This window comes from Photobacterium sp. S4TG1, from assembly GCF_036040035.1.
Classification (GTDB): Bacteria; Pseudomonadota; Gammaproteobacteria; order Enterobacterales; family Vibrionaceae; genus Photobacterium.
Genome location: NZ_JAYXUH010000001.1, coordinates 375415 through 392628, shown reverse-complemented (window position 1 = coordinate 392628; position 17214 = coordinate 375415). Strand labels below are relative to the sequence as shown.

Here is a 17214-nt window from a genome sequence, read left to right as displayed (position 1 = left end):
TATATGCAACAAATATTGAGCAGTTAACGCAATAAATCGTGATTTCTGTCACAATTGATCGTCATAGGGACTAGCAAATGTATTTTTATTACGTAATATTTCGTCTTGTGAAATAAATGGTTTTGGTGCATATTAGTTAAATCAACTATTAGGCTCATGAAATTGCATGTAAAAGTATGATAAAAGCACTATATTCCATGTTTTAATGATTATTTCAGCATTTTGATGGTGTGGTGATCTAAATCAATTTCTTTTATAGTGTGAAAAATTATAATCAGTTTTGAAAGCAATTTACTAAGTATGTGTATTGTTGAAAGTGTTAATAAGTTTTAACGCTCTTATGTGAAAAGATTTCAGCATGTTCTTACTAAATGATTTTTAATTTTAAAGCTAGGAGTTATGTATGCCTGTAACAAATATGGCTGAACTAGATACACTGGTTGCACGTGTTCAAGCGGCTCAAAAAGAATTCGCTACTTTTTCTCAAGAAAAAGTGGATGCAATTTTCCGCGCAGCGTCTCTTGCTGCAAACAATGCACGTATTCCTCTAGCACAGCAAGCTGTTGCTGAATCTGGCATGGGTATTGTTGAAGATAAGGTTATTAAAAACCACTTCGCTTCAGAATTTATCTACAACAAATACAAAGATGAAAAGACTTGCGGTATTTTAGAAGAGAACGAAGAGTTCGGCACTATGACTATCGCAGAACCTGTAGGTATCATTTGTGGTATCGTTCCAACAACGAACCCAACATCTACAGCGATCTTTAAATCACTTATCGCTCTTAAAACACGTAACGGTATCATCTTCTCGCCACACCCACGTGCTAAGAACTCTACTAACGATGCAGCTAAACTTGTTTTAGAAGCAGCAGTAGCAGCAGGCGCACCTAAAGACATCATCGGTTGGATCGACCAACCTTCAGTTGAGCTTTCAAATGCTCTTATGAAGCACGATGGTATCGCTCTTATCCTTGCAACTGGTGGTCCAGGCATGGTTAAAGCGGCATACTCTTCAGGTAAGCCAGCTATCGGTGTTGGTGCGGGTAACGTTCCAGTTGTTATTGATGAAACTGCAGATATCAAGCGTGCAGTAGCATCAGTACTTATGTCAAAGACATTTGATAACGGTGTTGTTTGTGCTTCTGAGCAAGCAGTTATCGTTATGGATGAAGTATATGACGAAGTGAAAGCACGTTTTGCTTCTCACAACGGTTATGTTTTATCTAAAGATGAAGCAAACAAAGTACGTAAAGTATTATTAATTAACGGCAACCTAAACGCAGATATCGTAGGCCAGCCAGCAACTAAGATTGCTGAAATGGCTGGTGTTAAAGTTCCTGCTGATACTAAGATTCTTATCGGTGAAGGTGAGCAAGTTTCTTACGATGATGAGTTCGCTCACGAGAAACTATCTCCTACACTAGGTATGTTCCGCGCGTCTTCATTTGAAAACGCAGTAGACCAAGCAGTAACAATGGTTGAGATTGGCGGTATCGGTCATACATCTGGCTTATACACTAACCAAGATACTAATGCTGACCGTATTAAATACTTCGGCGACCGTATGAAAACTGCACGTATTCTTGTAAACATTCCGACTACTCACGGTGGTATCGGTGACCTTTACAACTTTAACGTTGCACCATCGCTAACACTAGGTTGTGGTTCATGGGGTGGTAACTCTATCTCTGAGAACGTAGGTCCTAAGCACCTAATCAACAAGAAAACAGTAGCGAAGCGAGCTGAAAATATGTTGTGGCATAAACTACCTAAATCAATTTACTTCCGTCGTGGTAGCCTTCCAATTGCACTAAGCGATTTAGAAGGTAAGAAGCGTGCGTTCCTAGTAACAGACCGTTTCCTATTCAACAACGGTTACACTGATGAAATCGTAGCATTGCTTAAAGCACAAGGTATTGAAGTTCAAACTTTCTTTGATGTAGAAGCGGATCCAACACTATCTGTTGTTGAGAAAGGCGCTGAAGCAATGAAGAGCTTCCAACCTGATGTTATTATCGCGCTTGGTGGTGGTTCACCAATGGATGCTGCGAAGATCATGTGGGTAATGTACGAGCACCCAGAAACGCATTTCGAAGAACTAGCAATGCGCTTTATGGACATTCGTAAGCGTATCTACAAGTTCCCTAAAATGGGTAAGAAAGCTGAGCTAGTATGTATCACAACTACATCTGGTACAGGTTCTGAAGTAACACCGTTTGCTGTTGTAACTGACGACAAAACTGGTGCTAAATACCCACTAGCAGATTACGAACTAACACCTAACATGGCTATCGTTGATGCGAACCTTGTTATGAATATGCCTAAGTCGCTAACAGCATTTGGTGGTTACGATGCAGTAACTCACGCATTAGAAGCTTACGTATCTGTTCTTGCTAACGAATACTCAGATGGTCAAGCACTTCAAGCACTAAGAATGCTTAAAGAGTACTTACCATCAAGCTACGCGAATGGTGCTGCTGACCCAATCGCTCGTGAAAAAGTACACAATGCTGCAACTATCGCTGGTATCGCATTTGCGAACGCATTCCTAGGTGTTTGTCACTCAATGGCACACAAATTAGGTGCTGAGTTCCACGTACCACACGGTCTTGCAAACGCATTATTGATTTCTAACGTTGTTCGTTACAACGCGAATGATAACCCAACTAAGCAAACTGCATTCTCACAGTACGCAAGCCCACAAGCTCGTCGTCGCTATGCTGAAGTTGCTGATCATTTGGGTCTATCACACGCTGGTGACCGTACTGCACAGAAAATTGAGCGTCTATTAACTTGGTTAGAAGAACTAAAAATCAATCTTCAAATCCCAACATCTATCCGTGATGCTGGTATCGCTGAAGCTGATTTCTTAGCTAAAGTTGATGAGTTAGCGGTAGAAGCGTTTGATGACCAATGTACTGGTGCAAACCCACGTTACCCTCTAATCTCTGAGCTTAAAGAAGTATTACTTGCTTCTTACTACGGTAAGCCTTTCATTGAAGGTGAAGCGTTTGAAGGTACAACAGTAATCAAGAAATCAGAGCCAGTACAAATTGCTGCTAAAGGTAAAAAAGCAAAAGCTTAATATCTTTACTGATTAAAATATAATGAAGCCCGTCTAGAAATAGACGGGCTTTTTATTTGGGGATTTATCGTGTCGATAAGTGATTCAAATAAACTGAGTAACCCTTGAATCTAAAAATGGCCAAGTATTTCTACTTAGCCTTTTTAGTTAATTTTGTTATTACCGCTTAAACTCCAATCTCTGACTCAAGCATTCGCCCATTAAATGAATCATTACGCACAATGTATTCGACATTACGTGCTATTTCATCTTGCATTGGAACATTGATAATCCCTAGTTGATCGTTGGGTTTATCTTGTAGATTAATAGGGACAATACCTCCAACACGAATATTAAATTCGGCTAACTCATTGGCCCAATTTTGAGTCAAGCCACTTACTACCGTTTTACTGGTTGTGGGAGTATGTGGTTGATGGTTTTCATGACTTAATGCTAGATTTACAATCACACTCTGATGAGGCTGATGTTGCATAAATTCAGCGGCTATTTTGCCAAATATAAAAAAGCTAGCCGCACTTTTTTGCATAATATTATTAAAATCACTGATCGATGTCGGAGATAATAAATGGGGGATTTCTGTACCCGTCCAAGTATTTAATAAAATATTTATTGTACCAAATCGCTCTCTGACTTGTTGAAATAAGGTATTAATACTGGCTTCATCATAGTGTTTTATGTAAAAAGCTGCTGATGATTCGTTGATTTTTCGACAAGACTGTAACGTTTTTTTTAGTTCAACTTCGTTATTATCGACAAGTGCCAAGGTTGCCCCTAATGATGCGAAATGAAGTGCCACCGCTTTACCAATAGGATTACCAGCATCGGTGATTATAGCGACTGATTGTCCGATATGCATATATTGCTAGCCTTAATGTTTAAATCGTCTTATTTAAAGCCTTATTGGTATTTTTTTTATGAAGGTTATATCTAAGGCCATTACTCTTATCAATACTAGTCAATAAGCTCGCAAACTAATAATAATAAAGAAGAAATTATGAGCAAAGTCACGATCAAATATGGTTATTATTTTTGCATCATAAAAGGCATATTTTATCTTTGATCAACTGCAAATATTGACTTATGCAGCCCAGTTCATTTCACTCATACGTTTTGATTTAATTAATGCTAAATACAGATCTTGCGGTGTTGCTTGTAGTGGTTTAGGTTCAACAGGAGGAAGCTTACGGCGTTCGTGAATTGATAAGTTATGAAACAAATCTTCCGGTAAACCTTTTGTTTGTTGAGGAGGGTAGGATAGCGCTGTTGGTTGTAGTTCGGCAAGTAAACGCGTACTGGTTAAGCTTGCTTGATGAAAGGCTTGTGCTTGTTCAGCTGCTCGTTGGTAGCAGTCTGGTGTTGATGTGAGGGGCTGTGAAGCTGGAATTTCAAAATAAGCCCGTAGCTGTTGTGATGATTGTGTTTCTATTGGAGTCGTATCAACAGGAATATTTTCATGCAGATCAGCAGATAATAACGCTAACATTAATGCAAAATCAGCGCGACGCCCACCTTCAACCGCATGGTTAAGGTTTGTGCCGAGTTGGATTTCATTAATAAGCTGTACATTATCAATTGATTGAGTTTGCATGTAATCAAGAACTGGCCATATTAAATAAGGTATTAAGGTTATCGACATAAAAAACAATAACTTTAACGATTTCTTTTGGTAATAAAAAGCCCTGAACATGTCAGGGCTAATAATATTATCGCATTGATAATTGTTTAGAAATCAGGTTTGGCACCAAACTGATGTGCACAGTAAGCCACGCGTTCTTCTGGCGTTGGTGTGTGTGCAGTGACTCCCATGGCTTCAATATGACGTAGACGTGGTAATAACCCTGTACCATTCGCAATTTGAATAGCGAGGCCAGGGCGAGCATTAAGCTCAAGTACCATTGGGCCTTTGTCTTTATCTAATACCATATCGGTACCTATGTAGCCTAAGCCTGTCATTTCCCATGCACTGGCTGCCAGCACTAGCAGTTTGTTCCATTCAGGGACTCTGAGTTCACTTAATAAGCGTTCAGTATCGGGATGACGTTCAACGGGGACGTTAAACTGTACCGCTCTAATCGCTTTACCTGAGGCAATGTCAATACCGACACCTACGGCACCTTGGTGAAGGTTTGCTTTGCCGTCAGATGCTGCGGTTGAGCAACGCATCATGGCCATTACAGGGTAGCCTTTAAATACGATCACACGTACATCAGGTACACCTTCATAACTAAAACCATCAAACACATTGTCAAATTGAATCAGGTTTTCGACCATCGCAACATCATTTTTACCACCAAGCGAGAATAGTCCGGCAAGGGTATTGGTAATGTGGCGTTCAACATCTTGTTGATTGATTTCGGCACCTGATGGTTTTACATAAATTCCATCTTTGTGCTTCACAATCACTAAGATACCTTTACCGCCTGAACCTTGAGCTGGTTTGATTACAAACCCAGGCCAGTCTTTAACCATCTGATGAATATGTTTAACAGCGGCTTGGCTATCGATAACACCAATCAAATCGGGAACGGTTGCTCCCGCTTGTTGAGCAATGAACTTGGTTTTTAGCTTGTCATCCACAAGGGGAAAGCGACTACGATCATTATAACGACCGATATAGCTATGGTTACGTTTGTTCATTCCCATGATGCCACGATCACGCAGTTTTTTTGGTGAAGTAAACTGTGAAAATAATGACATATATTAGTCCTCGGTCAGTGGCTTAAAGCGACGAAGCTCACTTAAGCGATAACCGGTGTAGTTACCTAAAATTAAGATAGCTGCAAGGATAATAAATTGAACGCCAATAAAGTTAAATGTTAAGTGACGTATGATTGGTGTTGTCATTGCAAGGTAAATTAACACGGATGTTAACAGCGAACCGCCACCTTGAATAAACACTTCTTTCGCCCCTTCTTCTTCCCATAGAATCGACATCCGCTCGATTGTCCATGACAAAATGATCATTGGGAAGAAGGTAATTGTTAGACCTTCAATTAAACCAATCTTAAATGCCACCACAGTGAATATTGAAATGATCAATATTACGGTAATTATCACCGCGGATATTCGAGCGACCAGAAGTAGGTTGAGTTTCGAGAGGTAACTTCGAATGATCAAACCTGTGCCGACAATCAATAGGAAACCGACAATACCGGTTAATAGTTGAGTTTGCACAAAGGCAACCGCAATTAACACTGGCATAAATGTGCCTGATGTTTTTAGGCCGACAATGATACGTAAGAACACCACAATTAATGCACCAATTGGTACTAACATGATGGTTTTGAACATTGCCTGTTCTTCAAGAGGTAAGCTATGAATCGAGAAGTTTAAAAGATCTTCAACTTTAATTTTTTCTTGTGTTGCACGCTGTGGCGTAATGTCTTGGGCAATAATAGAGAAGCTGATATTTGAGTTTCGGCCACCAACAACGTCAAGTAACGCATTACCTTGCTGGTTCCAAATCATCACATTTTCAGGTTTGCCTTGCTCGCCTGTTGTGAGATTAAATAACTGCCAGTTTTTCTGTTGTTTATCCCACACTTCAACCATAGGTGATACGCTTTGGCGACGACGACCATCTTCAAGAGTTAAACCACTGACAATACGAGAGTGAATACCTTCAAGTGACAATAGACTGGTAACAACATCGGCCGGTGACATTGTATCAAGCAATACAGCAGCATTTTGGTTCTGCTTATCATGCAATTCACGAATTAACTCTCGCGCTAATGTGACATCATCGGCGGATAAATTGCGAGCTTGAGTTAACAGTGCTGTCGCTGCTGTTTGTTGTGGATTACTTAAACTAACGTCAGTGGGCTCACCTGTTGGTGGCACAGATTTGTACCGAGCGTGCTCATCAACCAGTAGTTGCGTTTTGTAATACAGTACTTGTTTACCAATTGCAGTTCGTGTTGCCCAATCAGCTTCACGGCCATCTTTAGTATCATGGATCACAACAGAATAATTTGGGGGTGATGATGTGCTTTCATCAATGAGAGTGAAACCTTGTTGTGTGCCTGGTGCTGACATTTTTACTTGTACGGGATCGCCAATGGCATCAAATTGTACTCGAGCTTCTACTTCCCATACCGCACGTTCTTTTCCTGGAGTCCATGGCACACCATAAATATCATGGCGATACACGCTTAATCCAATGCCTGAAATGATCAGCAGGGATATCAGTATATAAAAAGGTATTCTAGACGTCATGATAGCCTCTTGATTTATTTGTTAACTTGGACTGGCTTTGGCTCAGTCTCTCCTTGTACAAATTGTTTACCTACATCAACCAACGCAATATCTTTAAAGAATTCACGCCCAAGTAAAACTGGGAAATCCATCTTTGTTCTATCTGCTAGCGTAAATTGTGCTTTTTCGTGTAAGGAACCTAACGTAATCCATGCTTCAATTACAGGTCGGCGAACCGCTTCTTCAGAGGTTGACTGACGAATACGTACCCAACGGAAAATAGGTGCTTCGATAGTTTCTGGTTTTGCTTTATTGTTCGCTGCAATTTCAGCTGGTGTATCAATTGCTGAGTCATGGCTTAAATTGAAACGAACCCATTCTTTACCATCGCGCTCAAATGTTTGAACATCAACAGCATTTAATGATGATGTTGTAGCACCTGTATCTACACGGGCTTTAAAATGACTCTTAACCGAATCAATCCAGACCCATTCTTCTTGTCCTAAAATTACTTTACCGTTAGCAGTCTTAGAATCAGTAATTGGTTGCTCAACTGGAACTCGAATAATTTGTTTTTCAACAATGACTTTAGGCTGAGTTAGGCTCTTATGCTTAAGAAATTTTATATCTTTTGAGATAGATGCTAATTTTCTTTCAAGTTGGCCAATATATTGTTGTTGATTTTCAACGTGTGTAGAAACGTTTTTGATTTTGTTATCAAGATGAGTTTCGACATTATTGAGAGCGGCTAAAGTTTGCTGGTGGTTTTTCTCTAGCGTTGCGTTTGAGGTACATCCTGAAAGTATCGCTAGTGCAATGAATGACACGCTAAGACGAAGCATCATATCTCCTATGTGCGTCTGTTTTATATAATAACAACATTAGTTTACATCAAAAAAGGGATGCGCACAGCATCCCTTTTGTCAGTCGTTAGTCAGGATTCCTGCCGACTAAGATTGCACGTCTAGGGGCTGGATATCCTTCGATAGTTTTTGAACTATCATCTTGATTTAAATATTCTGGTAAGGAATTATTGGTCATCCAATTGGTTGATCTTTGCTCGTCTGTGGTAGTGATATTCTCATCAACAATACGAACATCAACAAAGCCACATTTTTCCATCCATACTTTTAATGCCTTAGCAGAAGGGAAAAAATAGACATTATGCATTTGCGCATAACGGTGGGTTGGCACAAGGACAGTATTTTCATCGCCATCAATGACCAGTGTTTCTAGAATCACTTCACCACCGGCACGTAATTGATTTTTCAATTGAAGAATATGATCAAGAGGTGAACGACGGTGATATAACACTCCCATACTAAATACAGTATCAAATGCCTTTAGTTCTGGTAGTTGCTCAATACCTAATGGTAATAAATAAGCACGCTCATCTTGTCCCATTAAGCGTTTGATTGCTTCAAATTGGATCAAGAATAAGCTTGAAGGATCAATACCAACGGTTAATTTTGCTCCTTCACCCAGCATGCGCCACATGTGATAGCCATTACCACAACCAACGTCTAATACACTACGACCTTTTAATGGCGTAATATGTGGCAATACACGATCCCATTTCCAGTCTGAACGCCATTCAGTGTCAATATGGATATCATGGACAGTGAAGGGACCTTTGCGCCATGGGTGAAGTAAACGTAATAAACTTTCTAAACGCTTTTTCTCGCCATCTGCGATAGGTACTTCATTGCGAACACTGACTTCATTTTTTAGATCAATAATATCAGGCTTATCGGTTGGGAATTTTTGCAGAGCGCGTACCCAACGAGCCATATCGCCATGTTCTTGTTGTTCCCAGTCACTTAATTGTTGTGGCAGAGTATTTAACCATGGACGCAGAGTCTCATGTTGAGCAAGAAGTTGATAAAAAGCAGAAAAACTAAACATATTGGAACTGTAAACCTTATTTAATCGCAAACATTGAGCCAAAATTGAAGCACTGGAACCACACTTCAGAGCTAGAAAAACCAATATTATTGAAACGTTGTTTATGAGTTTCAATGCTGTCAGGACGCATTACGTTTTCAATAGCACTGCGTTTTTGGCTAATTTCTAATTCGCTATAACCATTGGCTCGTTTAAAGTCGTGATGAAGATCGATTAGCAGTTCATTTGCGCGTTCATCATCAAAAATATATTTTTCCGATAAGATCAATATTCCGCCGGGGCGTAAACCTGCATAGATTTTTTCTAATAATGCAAGGCGATCATCGGGAGAGAGAAATTGGAGAGTGAAGTTCAGCACAACAACAGAAGCGTCTTGAATATCAACCTGACGAATATCTGCTTCAATAACTTGTACTGGGGTTTCAGAACGGTAGGCATTGACTAATAAGCGGCAACGCTCAACCATTGCTGCTGAATTATCAATCGCGATAATTTCACAGCCTTCTTGATCAATATGACGACGCATCGATAAAGTGGCAGCGCCAAGTGAGCAACCAAGATCGTATACTTTCGAATGTGGCTTAGCAAAACGTTCAGCAAGCATACCAATAGCAGAGATGATATTGCTATAACCCGGTACCGAGCGTTGAATCATGTCTGGAAAAACTTCAGCAACACGTTCATCAAACGTAAAATCACCGAGCTTTGCAATTGGCGTAGCAAAAATATTATCGTGGCTTGCCATTCTCACGAACCTCATCATATATAAAGAACAAGTATCCTACAGGGACTACGATAGGGCTGGATTAAAGCACTGCTATCAGGCGATCCATCACCTTTGAAAAGTCGCGTATTGTAGATAAAATAGCTTCATTTGTCTTTAACAATTGTTGAATGAGTCAGGGTTAATCGTGTTAATGGAGTGTGGGCGTAAGGTTGTTGCTGACTAAATTCTTCTTTAGAATGCGGGCATTTTTATTACTTTAATGGATCTAAAATGAAAAAATATTGGGTATTTGGCTTATTAATCTTATTTTCATCAACGACATTAGCTGCCAATCTGGAACAGTATTTACGACATGCTGAACAGCAAATTCAAGGCCAAATTGGTGTTGCTATTATAGATACTCAACACAAGACTCAATGGGATTTTAATGGGTCACAACATTTTCCAATGATGAGTGTATTTAAAACATTAGCGTGTGCCAATGTGTTATATGACGTACAACAAAATAAATTAAGTTTGACTCAGAAGATTGATGTTACAAAAGCGGGATTAATTAACTGGAATCCAATTACACAAAATTTTGTTGGCGGCCAAATGTCACTACAAAGTGTTTGTGGGGCTGCCATGTTGATGAGTGATAATTATGCGGCGAATTTAGCATTAGAGCAGATTGGTGGCCCTCAAAGTTTAACCGCTTTCTTACGTAAGATAGGTGATAACAAGACACGCCTTGATCATTTTGAACCTCAGCTAAATTATGTTGAAAAAGGGGCAGAGAATGATACGACCACACCTATTGCAATGATGAATACCATCAAAAAATTATTAATTGGCAATGTGCTTAATGCTGAAAATAAAGCGCAATTACAATTATGGATGACTAATAATATGGTCTCTGATGGGTTAGCTCGCGCAGTGTTACCTCAAGGATGGAAAATTGCAGATCGCAGTGGCGGTGGCGTAAATGGCTCTCGCACATTAACTGCGATGGTTTGGAATAAAGATCATCAGCCAGTGTTTATTGGAATCTTTATTGCTAATTCAACGTTAAAAACTCTGCCAGAGCTTAATAAAGTAATTGTTGCTATCAGTGAGCAGATTTTTAATCAATATCATATTGTTGCTCAAAAATAATCATCACAGTTAGATGATGGCTATAGCAGGGTAATTTGCTGCTGTGTCTGCTGATGAATGGGAATACCTAAATCAGGTAAGTCAACCGCAGAACGTAGTTGGGTTTGTAAGCATTGATATAAGCGTATTGCTGATTCTGGTGCCGCATTATTATCGGGTGAATGGATAAATAAGTACGGTTGTTTTCCTTCGGCTATCCATAACGGTAGTCGTTGGAGCCAATTTTTAAAAAAAGGGTCGTTGTCGCTATCATTGGGATGGCCAATAAAACGAATAACAGGGTTGTTTGCCGTTGCGATAGCATGAACTGGAATTTGAGGCTTTTTTCGTTGTGCATCGATGATTGCTTCAGAGAAGGGGGATGCAGAAAAAAGTGGTCTGCTATCCATAATAATGCGATTACTCTGATGTTCAATGAGTAAGCGGTTAAGAGCCTGTTCGGCAGGGCCTTTGGCAAAGAAATCTGGGTGTCTAACTTCAACTCCCGTCGTTAGGTGCGGTGGAAATTTGGCTAAGAATTGTGCCAAAATAGGTAGAGATTCAGGTCCAAATTGTGCGGGAAGTTGAATTTTCCAAATGGCCGTCTTTGGTGCTAAAACATGCATTGTATTTAAAAAATCCGCCACCGCTTGATCACAATGCCGTAATTGTTGTTGGTGAGTAATGGTTTGCGGCAGTTTAAACGTAAATCGAAAATCATGAGGCGTGGCATCATGCCATTTTTGTACGGTCGCCATACTCGGTATAGCATAGAATGTGGTGTTGCCTTCTACGGTTGAAAAAACATCAGCATAACGTGCTAGACGCTCACCACTTTTACAGCCTTTACCGTATAAACTATGAACCCAATGATTATGTGACCATTGTGCTAAGCCGATTCGAAGCGGAAGATCTTTGGCTGTGGTTGGCATCATTGAAAGCCCAAGTGGTTGATATAAGACATGAGGATTTTAGCGTAACTGCTTCTGAAAAGCTTAAATATCCATGACTAAAAAACAATTAATCATGATTCCGTTTTTGATTGGCGGTAGATCATGCGAATAAACGTGCGGTTCACTTCGCAAACTGAGGCTGTTTGGGTATAATAGCTTGTTATTTTTGCCTCTTGGCCTGCTTGCTATCCAATTTTATGCGTAAATTAGACAGCAAGCGGTCGGGATTGAACCAGTTGTACTTGGGTTAGCGGTAAGCTGTAATTCGAGTACGAATATGCTAAATAGATAGATTGGGAATTTCTTATGCGCACCCATTATTGTGGACACCTAAATAAGTCCCTTGCAGGACAAACAGTAGATTTATGCGGTTGGGTTAACCGTCGCCGTGATTTGGGCGGTCTTATCTTTATTGATATGCGTGATCGCGAAGGTGTGGTTCAGGTTGTTATTGATCCTGATATGACAGAGATCTTTGGACTAGCAAACCAATTACGTAACGAATTTTGTATTCGTCTAACGGGTGAAGTGCGTGAGCGTCCTGAAAGCCAATGTAATAAAGACATGGCAACAGGTGAAGTTGAAATTTATGCAACTGGCCTTGAGATCATCAACCGTTCAGAAGCGTTACCTCTTGACTTCAACCAAAAGAACTCAGAAGAGCAACGTTTAAAATACCGTTATTTAGATCTTCGTCGTCCAGAAATGAGCGACCGCATCAAGCTACGTGCTAAAGCATCAAGCTTTGTTCGTCGTTTCCTTGATGATAATGCTTTCTTAGATATAGAAACTCCAGTACTAACTAAAGCAACACCAGAAGGTGCGCGTGACTACTTAGTACCAAGTCGTGTACATAAAGGTAAATTCTACGCATTACCACAATCACCACAGCTATTTAAGCAATTGTTGATGATGTCTGGTTTTGACCGTTACTACCAAATCGTTAAATGTTTCCGTGATGAGGATTTACGTGCTGATCGTCAGCCTGAATTTACTCAAATCGATATCGAAACATCGTTCATGTCAGCAGATCAAGTACGTGCGACAACTGAAAAAATGATCACAGAAATGTGGAAAGAACTACTAAATGTAGATCTTGGCGCATTCCCTGTAATGTCATTTGAAGAAGCGGCACGTCGCTTCGGTTCTGATAAGCCAGATCTACGTAACCCTCTAGAGTTAGTAGATATTGCTGATATTGTTAAAGATGTTGAGTTCCAAGTATTCTCAGCACCAGCAAATGATCCAAAAGGTCGCGTTGCTGTTATCCGTGTTCCGGGTGGCGCATCTCTAAGCCGTAAGCAAATTGATGAATACACTAAGTTTGTAGGTATTTACGGTGCTAAGGGTTTAGCATGGATGAAGGTTAACGATCGCGCTGCAGGTATTGAGGGTGTTCAATCTCCAGTGGCTAAGTTCCTAAACGCAGAAATTGTTGAGAACTTACTTGAGCGTACTCAAGCAGAATCTGGCGATATCATTCTATTTGGTGCTGATAGCAAGCGTGTTGTTACAGAAGCGATGGGTGCACTTCGTCTTAAACTGGGTGAAGATCTAGCGCTAACTGATAAGTCTGCATGGAAACCACTTTGGGTTGTTGATTTCCCAATGTTTGAAGAAAATGAAGATGGTTCATTGTCTGCAATGCACCACCCATTTACTTCTCCATTAAACCTAACCCCAGAAGAATTAGCGGCTAACCCTGCTGATGCATTATCTAATGCATACGATATGGTTATTAATGGTTACGAAGTTGGTGGTGGTTCAGTTCGTATTCACAACTCAGCAATGCAATCGACAGTGTTTGATATTTTAGGTATCTCAACTGAAGAACAGCGTCTGAAGTTTGGTTTCTTACTTGATGCACTACAGTTTGGTACACCACCACACGCAGGTCTTGCATTTGGTCTTGACCGTTTGGTAATGCTACTTTGTGGTACTGATAACATTCGTGATGTTATTGCGTTCCCTAAAACAACCGCAGCGGCATGTCTATTAACAGACGCGCCAAGCCTAGCAAATCCAGCTTCATTGGAAGAACTTTCAATTGCGGTTAATATTGCAAAAAAGAAAATTGATCAAGAATAAGTAAGTTAAATTACTTAATTTGATTAACTTAACTATTATTAATCCCATTAACGATAGTTAATAACAGGCCGACCCTTAGTAATAAGTGGTCGGCTTATTTTTATGTTTATACTAATGTTTATGCAGAGTTATCACGATTAGGGCTGAGTTATTGTGTACATATCAGTAATTAAAGATAACCAACGGCGATAAATTATTGGTGTATTAAATAAATGGTAATATTGGATTCATGTCTATCATTTTAGGTATTGACCCAGGTTCGCGTATTACGGGATACGGCGTTATTCGACAAGTTGGTCGTAAGCTAGAATATTTAGGTAGTGGTTGTATTCGTACATCATGTCCTGATATTCCTGGTCGATTAAAACAGATTTACGCAGGGGTTTCTGAAGTCATTACTCAATTTCAACCCGATTGTTTTGCGATTGAACAAGTGTTTATGGGGAAAAATGCTAGCTCTGCCATTAAGTTAGGACAAGCCCGTGGTAGTGCAATTGTTGCTGCTGTAAATGCAGATCTGCCCGTGAGTGAATATGCTGCGCGATTAATAAAGCAAGCGGTTGTTGGCAACGGTGGAGCGGACAAAGTACAAGTGCAGCATATGGTGTGTTCGGTATTAAAACTTGAAGGGAAACCGCAAGCGGACGCTGCCGATGCTTTAGCTATTGCTATTTGTCATGCTCATACTCATAAAACGTTAATAGCAATGGCGGGTAAGGCGACGAGTGCACGCCGTGGACGTTACCGTTAATTGATGACATTTTGATGTTTGTGTTGTTGATAATTGCCGTTACATAAAAGCAGCAGCGGCTGCTTTTTTATTAATAGGGTATTTTATCGTAGTAAGATGGCGCATTGTTTGATGCTGATACGCATAAAGGGCTGGATATTGATCCAGTAGTTTACTATTCTAGTGCCAGTTTAGTTCCTATTATAGAGATGATGTTGTGATTGGCCGACTACGCGGAATTGTGATTGAAAAACAGCCACCAGAAGTATTACTTGAAGTAAGCGGTATTGGTTATGAAGTTTCCATGCCAATGAGCTGTTTCTATGAGTTACCTGAGTTAGGCCAAGAAGCGATTATTTTTACTCATTTTGTCGTGCGTGAAGATGCCCAATTATTGTATGGCTTTAATAAAAAAAGTGAGCGCGAATTATTTCGTGAGGTCATTAAAGCCAATGGTGTTGGACCTAAATTAGGCTTAGCAATTTTATCAGCGATGACTGCTAGCCAATTTGTGCGCAGTGTTGAATTAGAAGATGTATCGACATTGGTTAAAATTCCAGGTGTGGGTAAGAAAACGGCTGAACGATTAGTTGTTGAGATGAAAGATCGTCTTAAAGGATGGGGGGAAGGGGATCTCTTTACTCCGGCTCTTGATACTGCTGCATCTAATGCCGCGATTCAGAACCCATCAAATCAAGCACGTGCTGAAGATGAAGCGGTAAGTGCATTGATTGCTCTAGGTTATAAACCACAAATTGCGGCGAAAGTTGTAGCGCAAGTTGCTCAACCTGAAATGACCAGCGAAGCGATGATTCGTGATGCATTACGTTCAATGGTGTGATCACACATTCTGTAATAGGTATTTATTATGATTGAAGCCGATAGACTGGTTTCGAGCAATTTCGAGACACCGCGCGAAGATGACATTATTGATCGTGCTATTCGTCCTAAGTTACTGAATGATTATCAAGGTCAGGATCATGTCCGTGATCAAATGGAAATCTTTATTCAAGCGGCAAGACTACGTAATGAGGCACTTGATCACTTATTGATCTTTGGTCCTCCAGGATTAGGTAAAACCACCTTAGCCAATATTGTCGCTAATGAAATGGGTGTAAGTATTCGTACCACATCCGGACCTGTATTAGAAAAAGCGGGTGATTTAGCTGCTTTATTGACTAACCTAGAAGAAAACGATGTGTTATTTATTGATGAAATCCATCGTCTAAGTCCGCAGGTTGAAGAAATACTTTATCCAGCAATGGAAGATTACCAATTAGATATCATGATTGGAGAAGGCCCTGCAGCACGGTCGATTAAAATTGATTTGCCACCTTTTACCTTAATTGGGGCAACAACGCGTGCGGGATCGTTAACATCACCATTGCGCGATCGTTTTGGTATTACTCAGCGCTTAGAATATTATAAAGTTGAAGATTTAAAAGATATTGTTTCACGAAGTGCGAGTTATCTTGGCTTATCACTAGAGGATGGCGGTGCAATGGAAATGGCGATGCGGGCTCGTGGTACACCTCGTATTGCTAATCGTTTATTACGCCGTGTTCGTGATTATGCTGAAGTGAAAAGTAATGGTCATATTTGTCCTGATATAGCCAATAAAGCCCTTGATATGCTCGATGTTGATAGTAGCGGTTTTGATTATATGGATCGTAAATTATTAATGGCCATTATTGAAAAATTCATGGGTGGCCCGGTTGGGTTGGATAACCTTGCTGCTGCAATTGGTGAAGAAAAAGACACCATTGAGGATGTGCTGGAACCTTATTTAATTCAACAAGGCTTTTTACAGCGAACACCGCGTGGACGTATTGCAACTCAACGTGCTTATTTGCATTTTGGGCTTGATTTACCAAAAACAAAATAATAATAAAGAAATAGAAAGTATAAAAAACGAGGCTATCAGTGTCTCGTTTTTTTTTATATCACTTTTAAGGTTGATATCTCTAATAAAAAGATAATGAAAAAGGTCAACAAGAATGTTATTAAAAATAACATTGATTACTATTTAATAACGGCATCCTGACTTTGAATTAGAAATAAATCGAGCACAATTATTTAACAAGGCCATATATTGCTTTTAAATGACAAAAATAGCTAAAAAATATTTACTCATAATTAAAATCTATTTAATACAAAATGATCGACTGAGTATGTGATAGCAAAAGATAATTGCCATTATTAACGTAACTTATTGTTATATTGGTATTTTTATTTTTAAGAGTAAGTATTTATGGTGGGTTTATTATAATCACCTTGTTTTAGTAATGTTTTTTTAGAATGTAATTATTCGGTAGTGGTATTATGCAATGCTTTGTTTCATAATACTTTTTTAATTTACTGCTCGATCTTCTTATGAGGTGGTGATGACAATTATGAACAAATAGCAATAAATTAT

At 39.7% G+C, this 17214-nt stretch carries 14 protein-coding genes; 6 read left to right on the top strand and 8 right to left on the bottom strand.

What is annotated here, in order from left to right:
• Positions 1–403 precede the first annotated feature (403 nt).
• Positions 404–3088 (top strand): bifunctional acetaldehyde-CoA/alcohol dehydrogenase, encoded by a 2685-nt coding sequence (adhE, locus tag VXS03_RS01885; protein ID WP_327761672.1) that lies wholly within the window; start codon positions 404–406, stop codon positions 3086–3088.
• Between the two features lie 166 nt (positions 3089–3254).
• On the opposite strand, the gene VXS03_RS01880 is transcribed toward adhE, so the two are convergent.
• From VXS03_RS01880 to cmoA, 7 genes are all read right to left on the bottom strand, one after another.
• Positions 3255–3944, bottom strand: coding sequence for an SDR family oxidoreductase (locus VXS03_RS01880; RefSeq protein ID WP_327761670.1), 690 nt, complete (start codon positions 3942–3944; stop codon positions 3255–3257).
• A gap of 222 nt (positions 3945–4166) precedes the next feature.
• Positions 4167–4676, bottom strand: a complete 510-nt coding sequence (locus VXS03_RS01875) for a VC2046/SO_2500 family protein (protein WP_327761668.1) — start codon at positions 4674–4676, stop codon at positions 4167–4169.
• A gap of 134 nt (positions 4677–4810) precedes the next feature.
• On the bottom strand, positions 4811–5785 hold the full coding sequence (locus tag VXS03_RS01870; protein ID WP_327761667.1) for an alpha-L-glutamate ligase-like protein: 975 nt from the start codon (positions 5783–5785) through the stop codon (positions 4811–4813).
• A 3-nt stretch (positions 5786–5788) separates the two neighbouring features.
• A complete protein-coding gene (locus VXS03_RS01865) occupies positions 5789–7303 on the bottom strand; it encodes an inactive transglutaminase family protein (RefSeq protein WP_327761666.1) in 1515 nt (504 codons plus the stop codon).
• A gap of 14 nt (positions 7304–7317) precedes the next feature.
• Positions 7318–8124, bottom strand: a complete 807-nt coding sequence (locus VXS03_RS01860; protein WP_327762024.1) for an ATP-dependent zinc protease family protein — start codon at positions 8122–8124, stop codon at positions 7318–7320.
• Positions 8125–8212: 88 nt separating this feature from the next.
• Positions 8213–9187 (bottom strand): tRNA 5-methoxyuridine(34)/uridine 5-oxyacetic acid(34) synthase CmoB, encoded by a 975-nt coding sequence (cmoB, locus tag VXS03_RS01855; RefSeq protein WP_327761665.1) that lies wholly within the window; start codon positions 9185–9187, stop codon positions 8213–8215.
• Positions 9188–9203: 16 nt separating this feature from the next.
• Entirely contained in the window at positions 9204–9932 is a 729-nt protein-coding gene (gene cmoA, locus VXS03_RS01850; protein WP_080173083.1) for a carboxy-S-adenosyl-L-methionine synthase CmoA, read from the bottom strand.
• Between the two features lie 252 nt (positions 9933–10184).
• Between cmoA and bla the strand changes: the two genes are divergently transcribed.
• Positions 10185–11048 carry a class A beta-lactamase gene (gene bla, locus VXS03_RS01845; protein WP_327761664.1) on the top strand — a complete coding sequence of 288 codons (864 nt, stop codon included), beginning with the start codon at positions 10185–10187 and terminating at the stop codon, positions 11046–11048.
• Between the two features lie 20 nt (positions 11049–11068).
• Here bla and VXS03_RS01840 read toward each other — a convergent pair whose 3' ends face one another.
• Positions 11069–11962 (bottom strand): DUF72 domain-containing protein, encoded by an 894-nt coding sequence (locus VXS03_RS01840; RefSeq protein WP_327761663.1) that lies wholly within the window; start codon positions 11960–11962, stop codon positions 11069–11071.
• Between the two features lie 324 nt (positions 11963–12286).
• Between VXS03_RS01840 and aspS the strand changes: the two genes are divergently transcribed.
• From aspS to ruvB, 4 genes are all read left to right on the top strand, one after another.
• Entirely contained in the window at positions 12287–14068 is a 1782-nt protein-coding gene (gene aspS / locus VXS03_RS01835) for an aspartate--tRNA ligase (RefSeq protein ID WP_327761662.1), read from the top strand.
• A 229-nt stretch (positions 14069–14297) separates the two neighbouring features.
• Positions 14298–14819, top strand: a complete 522-nt coding sequence (gene ruvC / locus VXS03_RS01830) for a crossover junction endodeoxyribonuclease RuvC (RefSeq protein WP_297483909.1) — start codon at positions 14298–14300, stop codon at positions 14817–14819.
• 196 nt (positions 14820–15015) lie between these two features.
• Complete coding sequence (gene ruvA, locus VXS03_RS01825; RefSeq protein ID WP_327761659.1) at positions 15016–15639, top strand: Holliday junction branch migration protein RuvA; 624 nt, start codon at positions 15016–15018, stop codon at positions 15637–15639.
• Between the two features lie 27 nt (positions 15640–15666).
• Positions 15667–16683, top strand: a complete 1017-nt coding sequence (ruvB, locus tag VXS03_RS01820; RefSeq protein ID WP_327761658.1) for a Holliday junction branch migration DNA helicase RuvB — start codon at positions 15667–15669, stop codon at positions 16681–16683.
• The last annotated feature ends 531 nt before the right edge of the window (positions 16684–17214 follow it).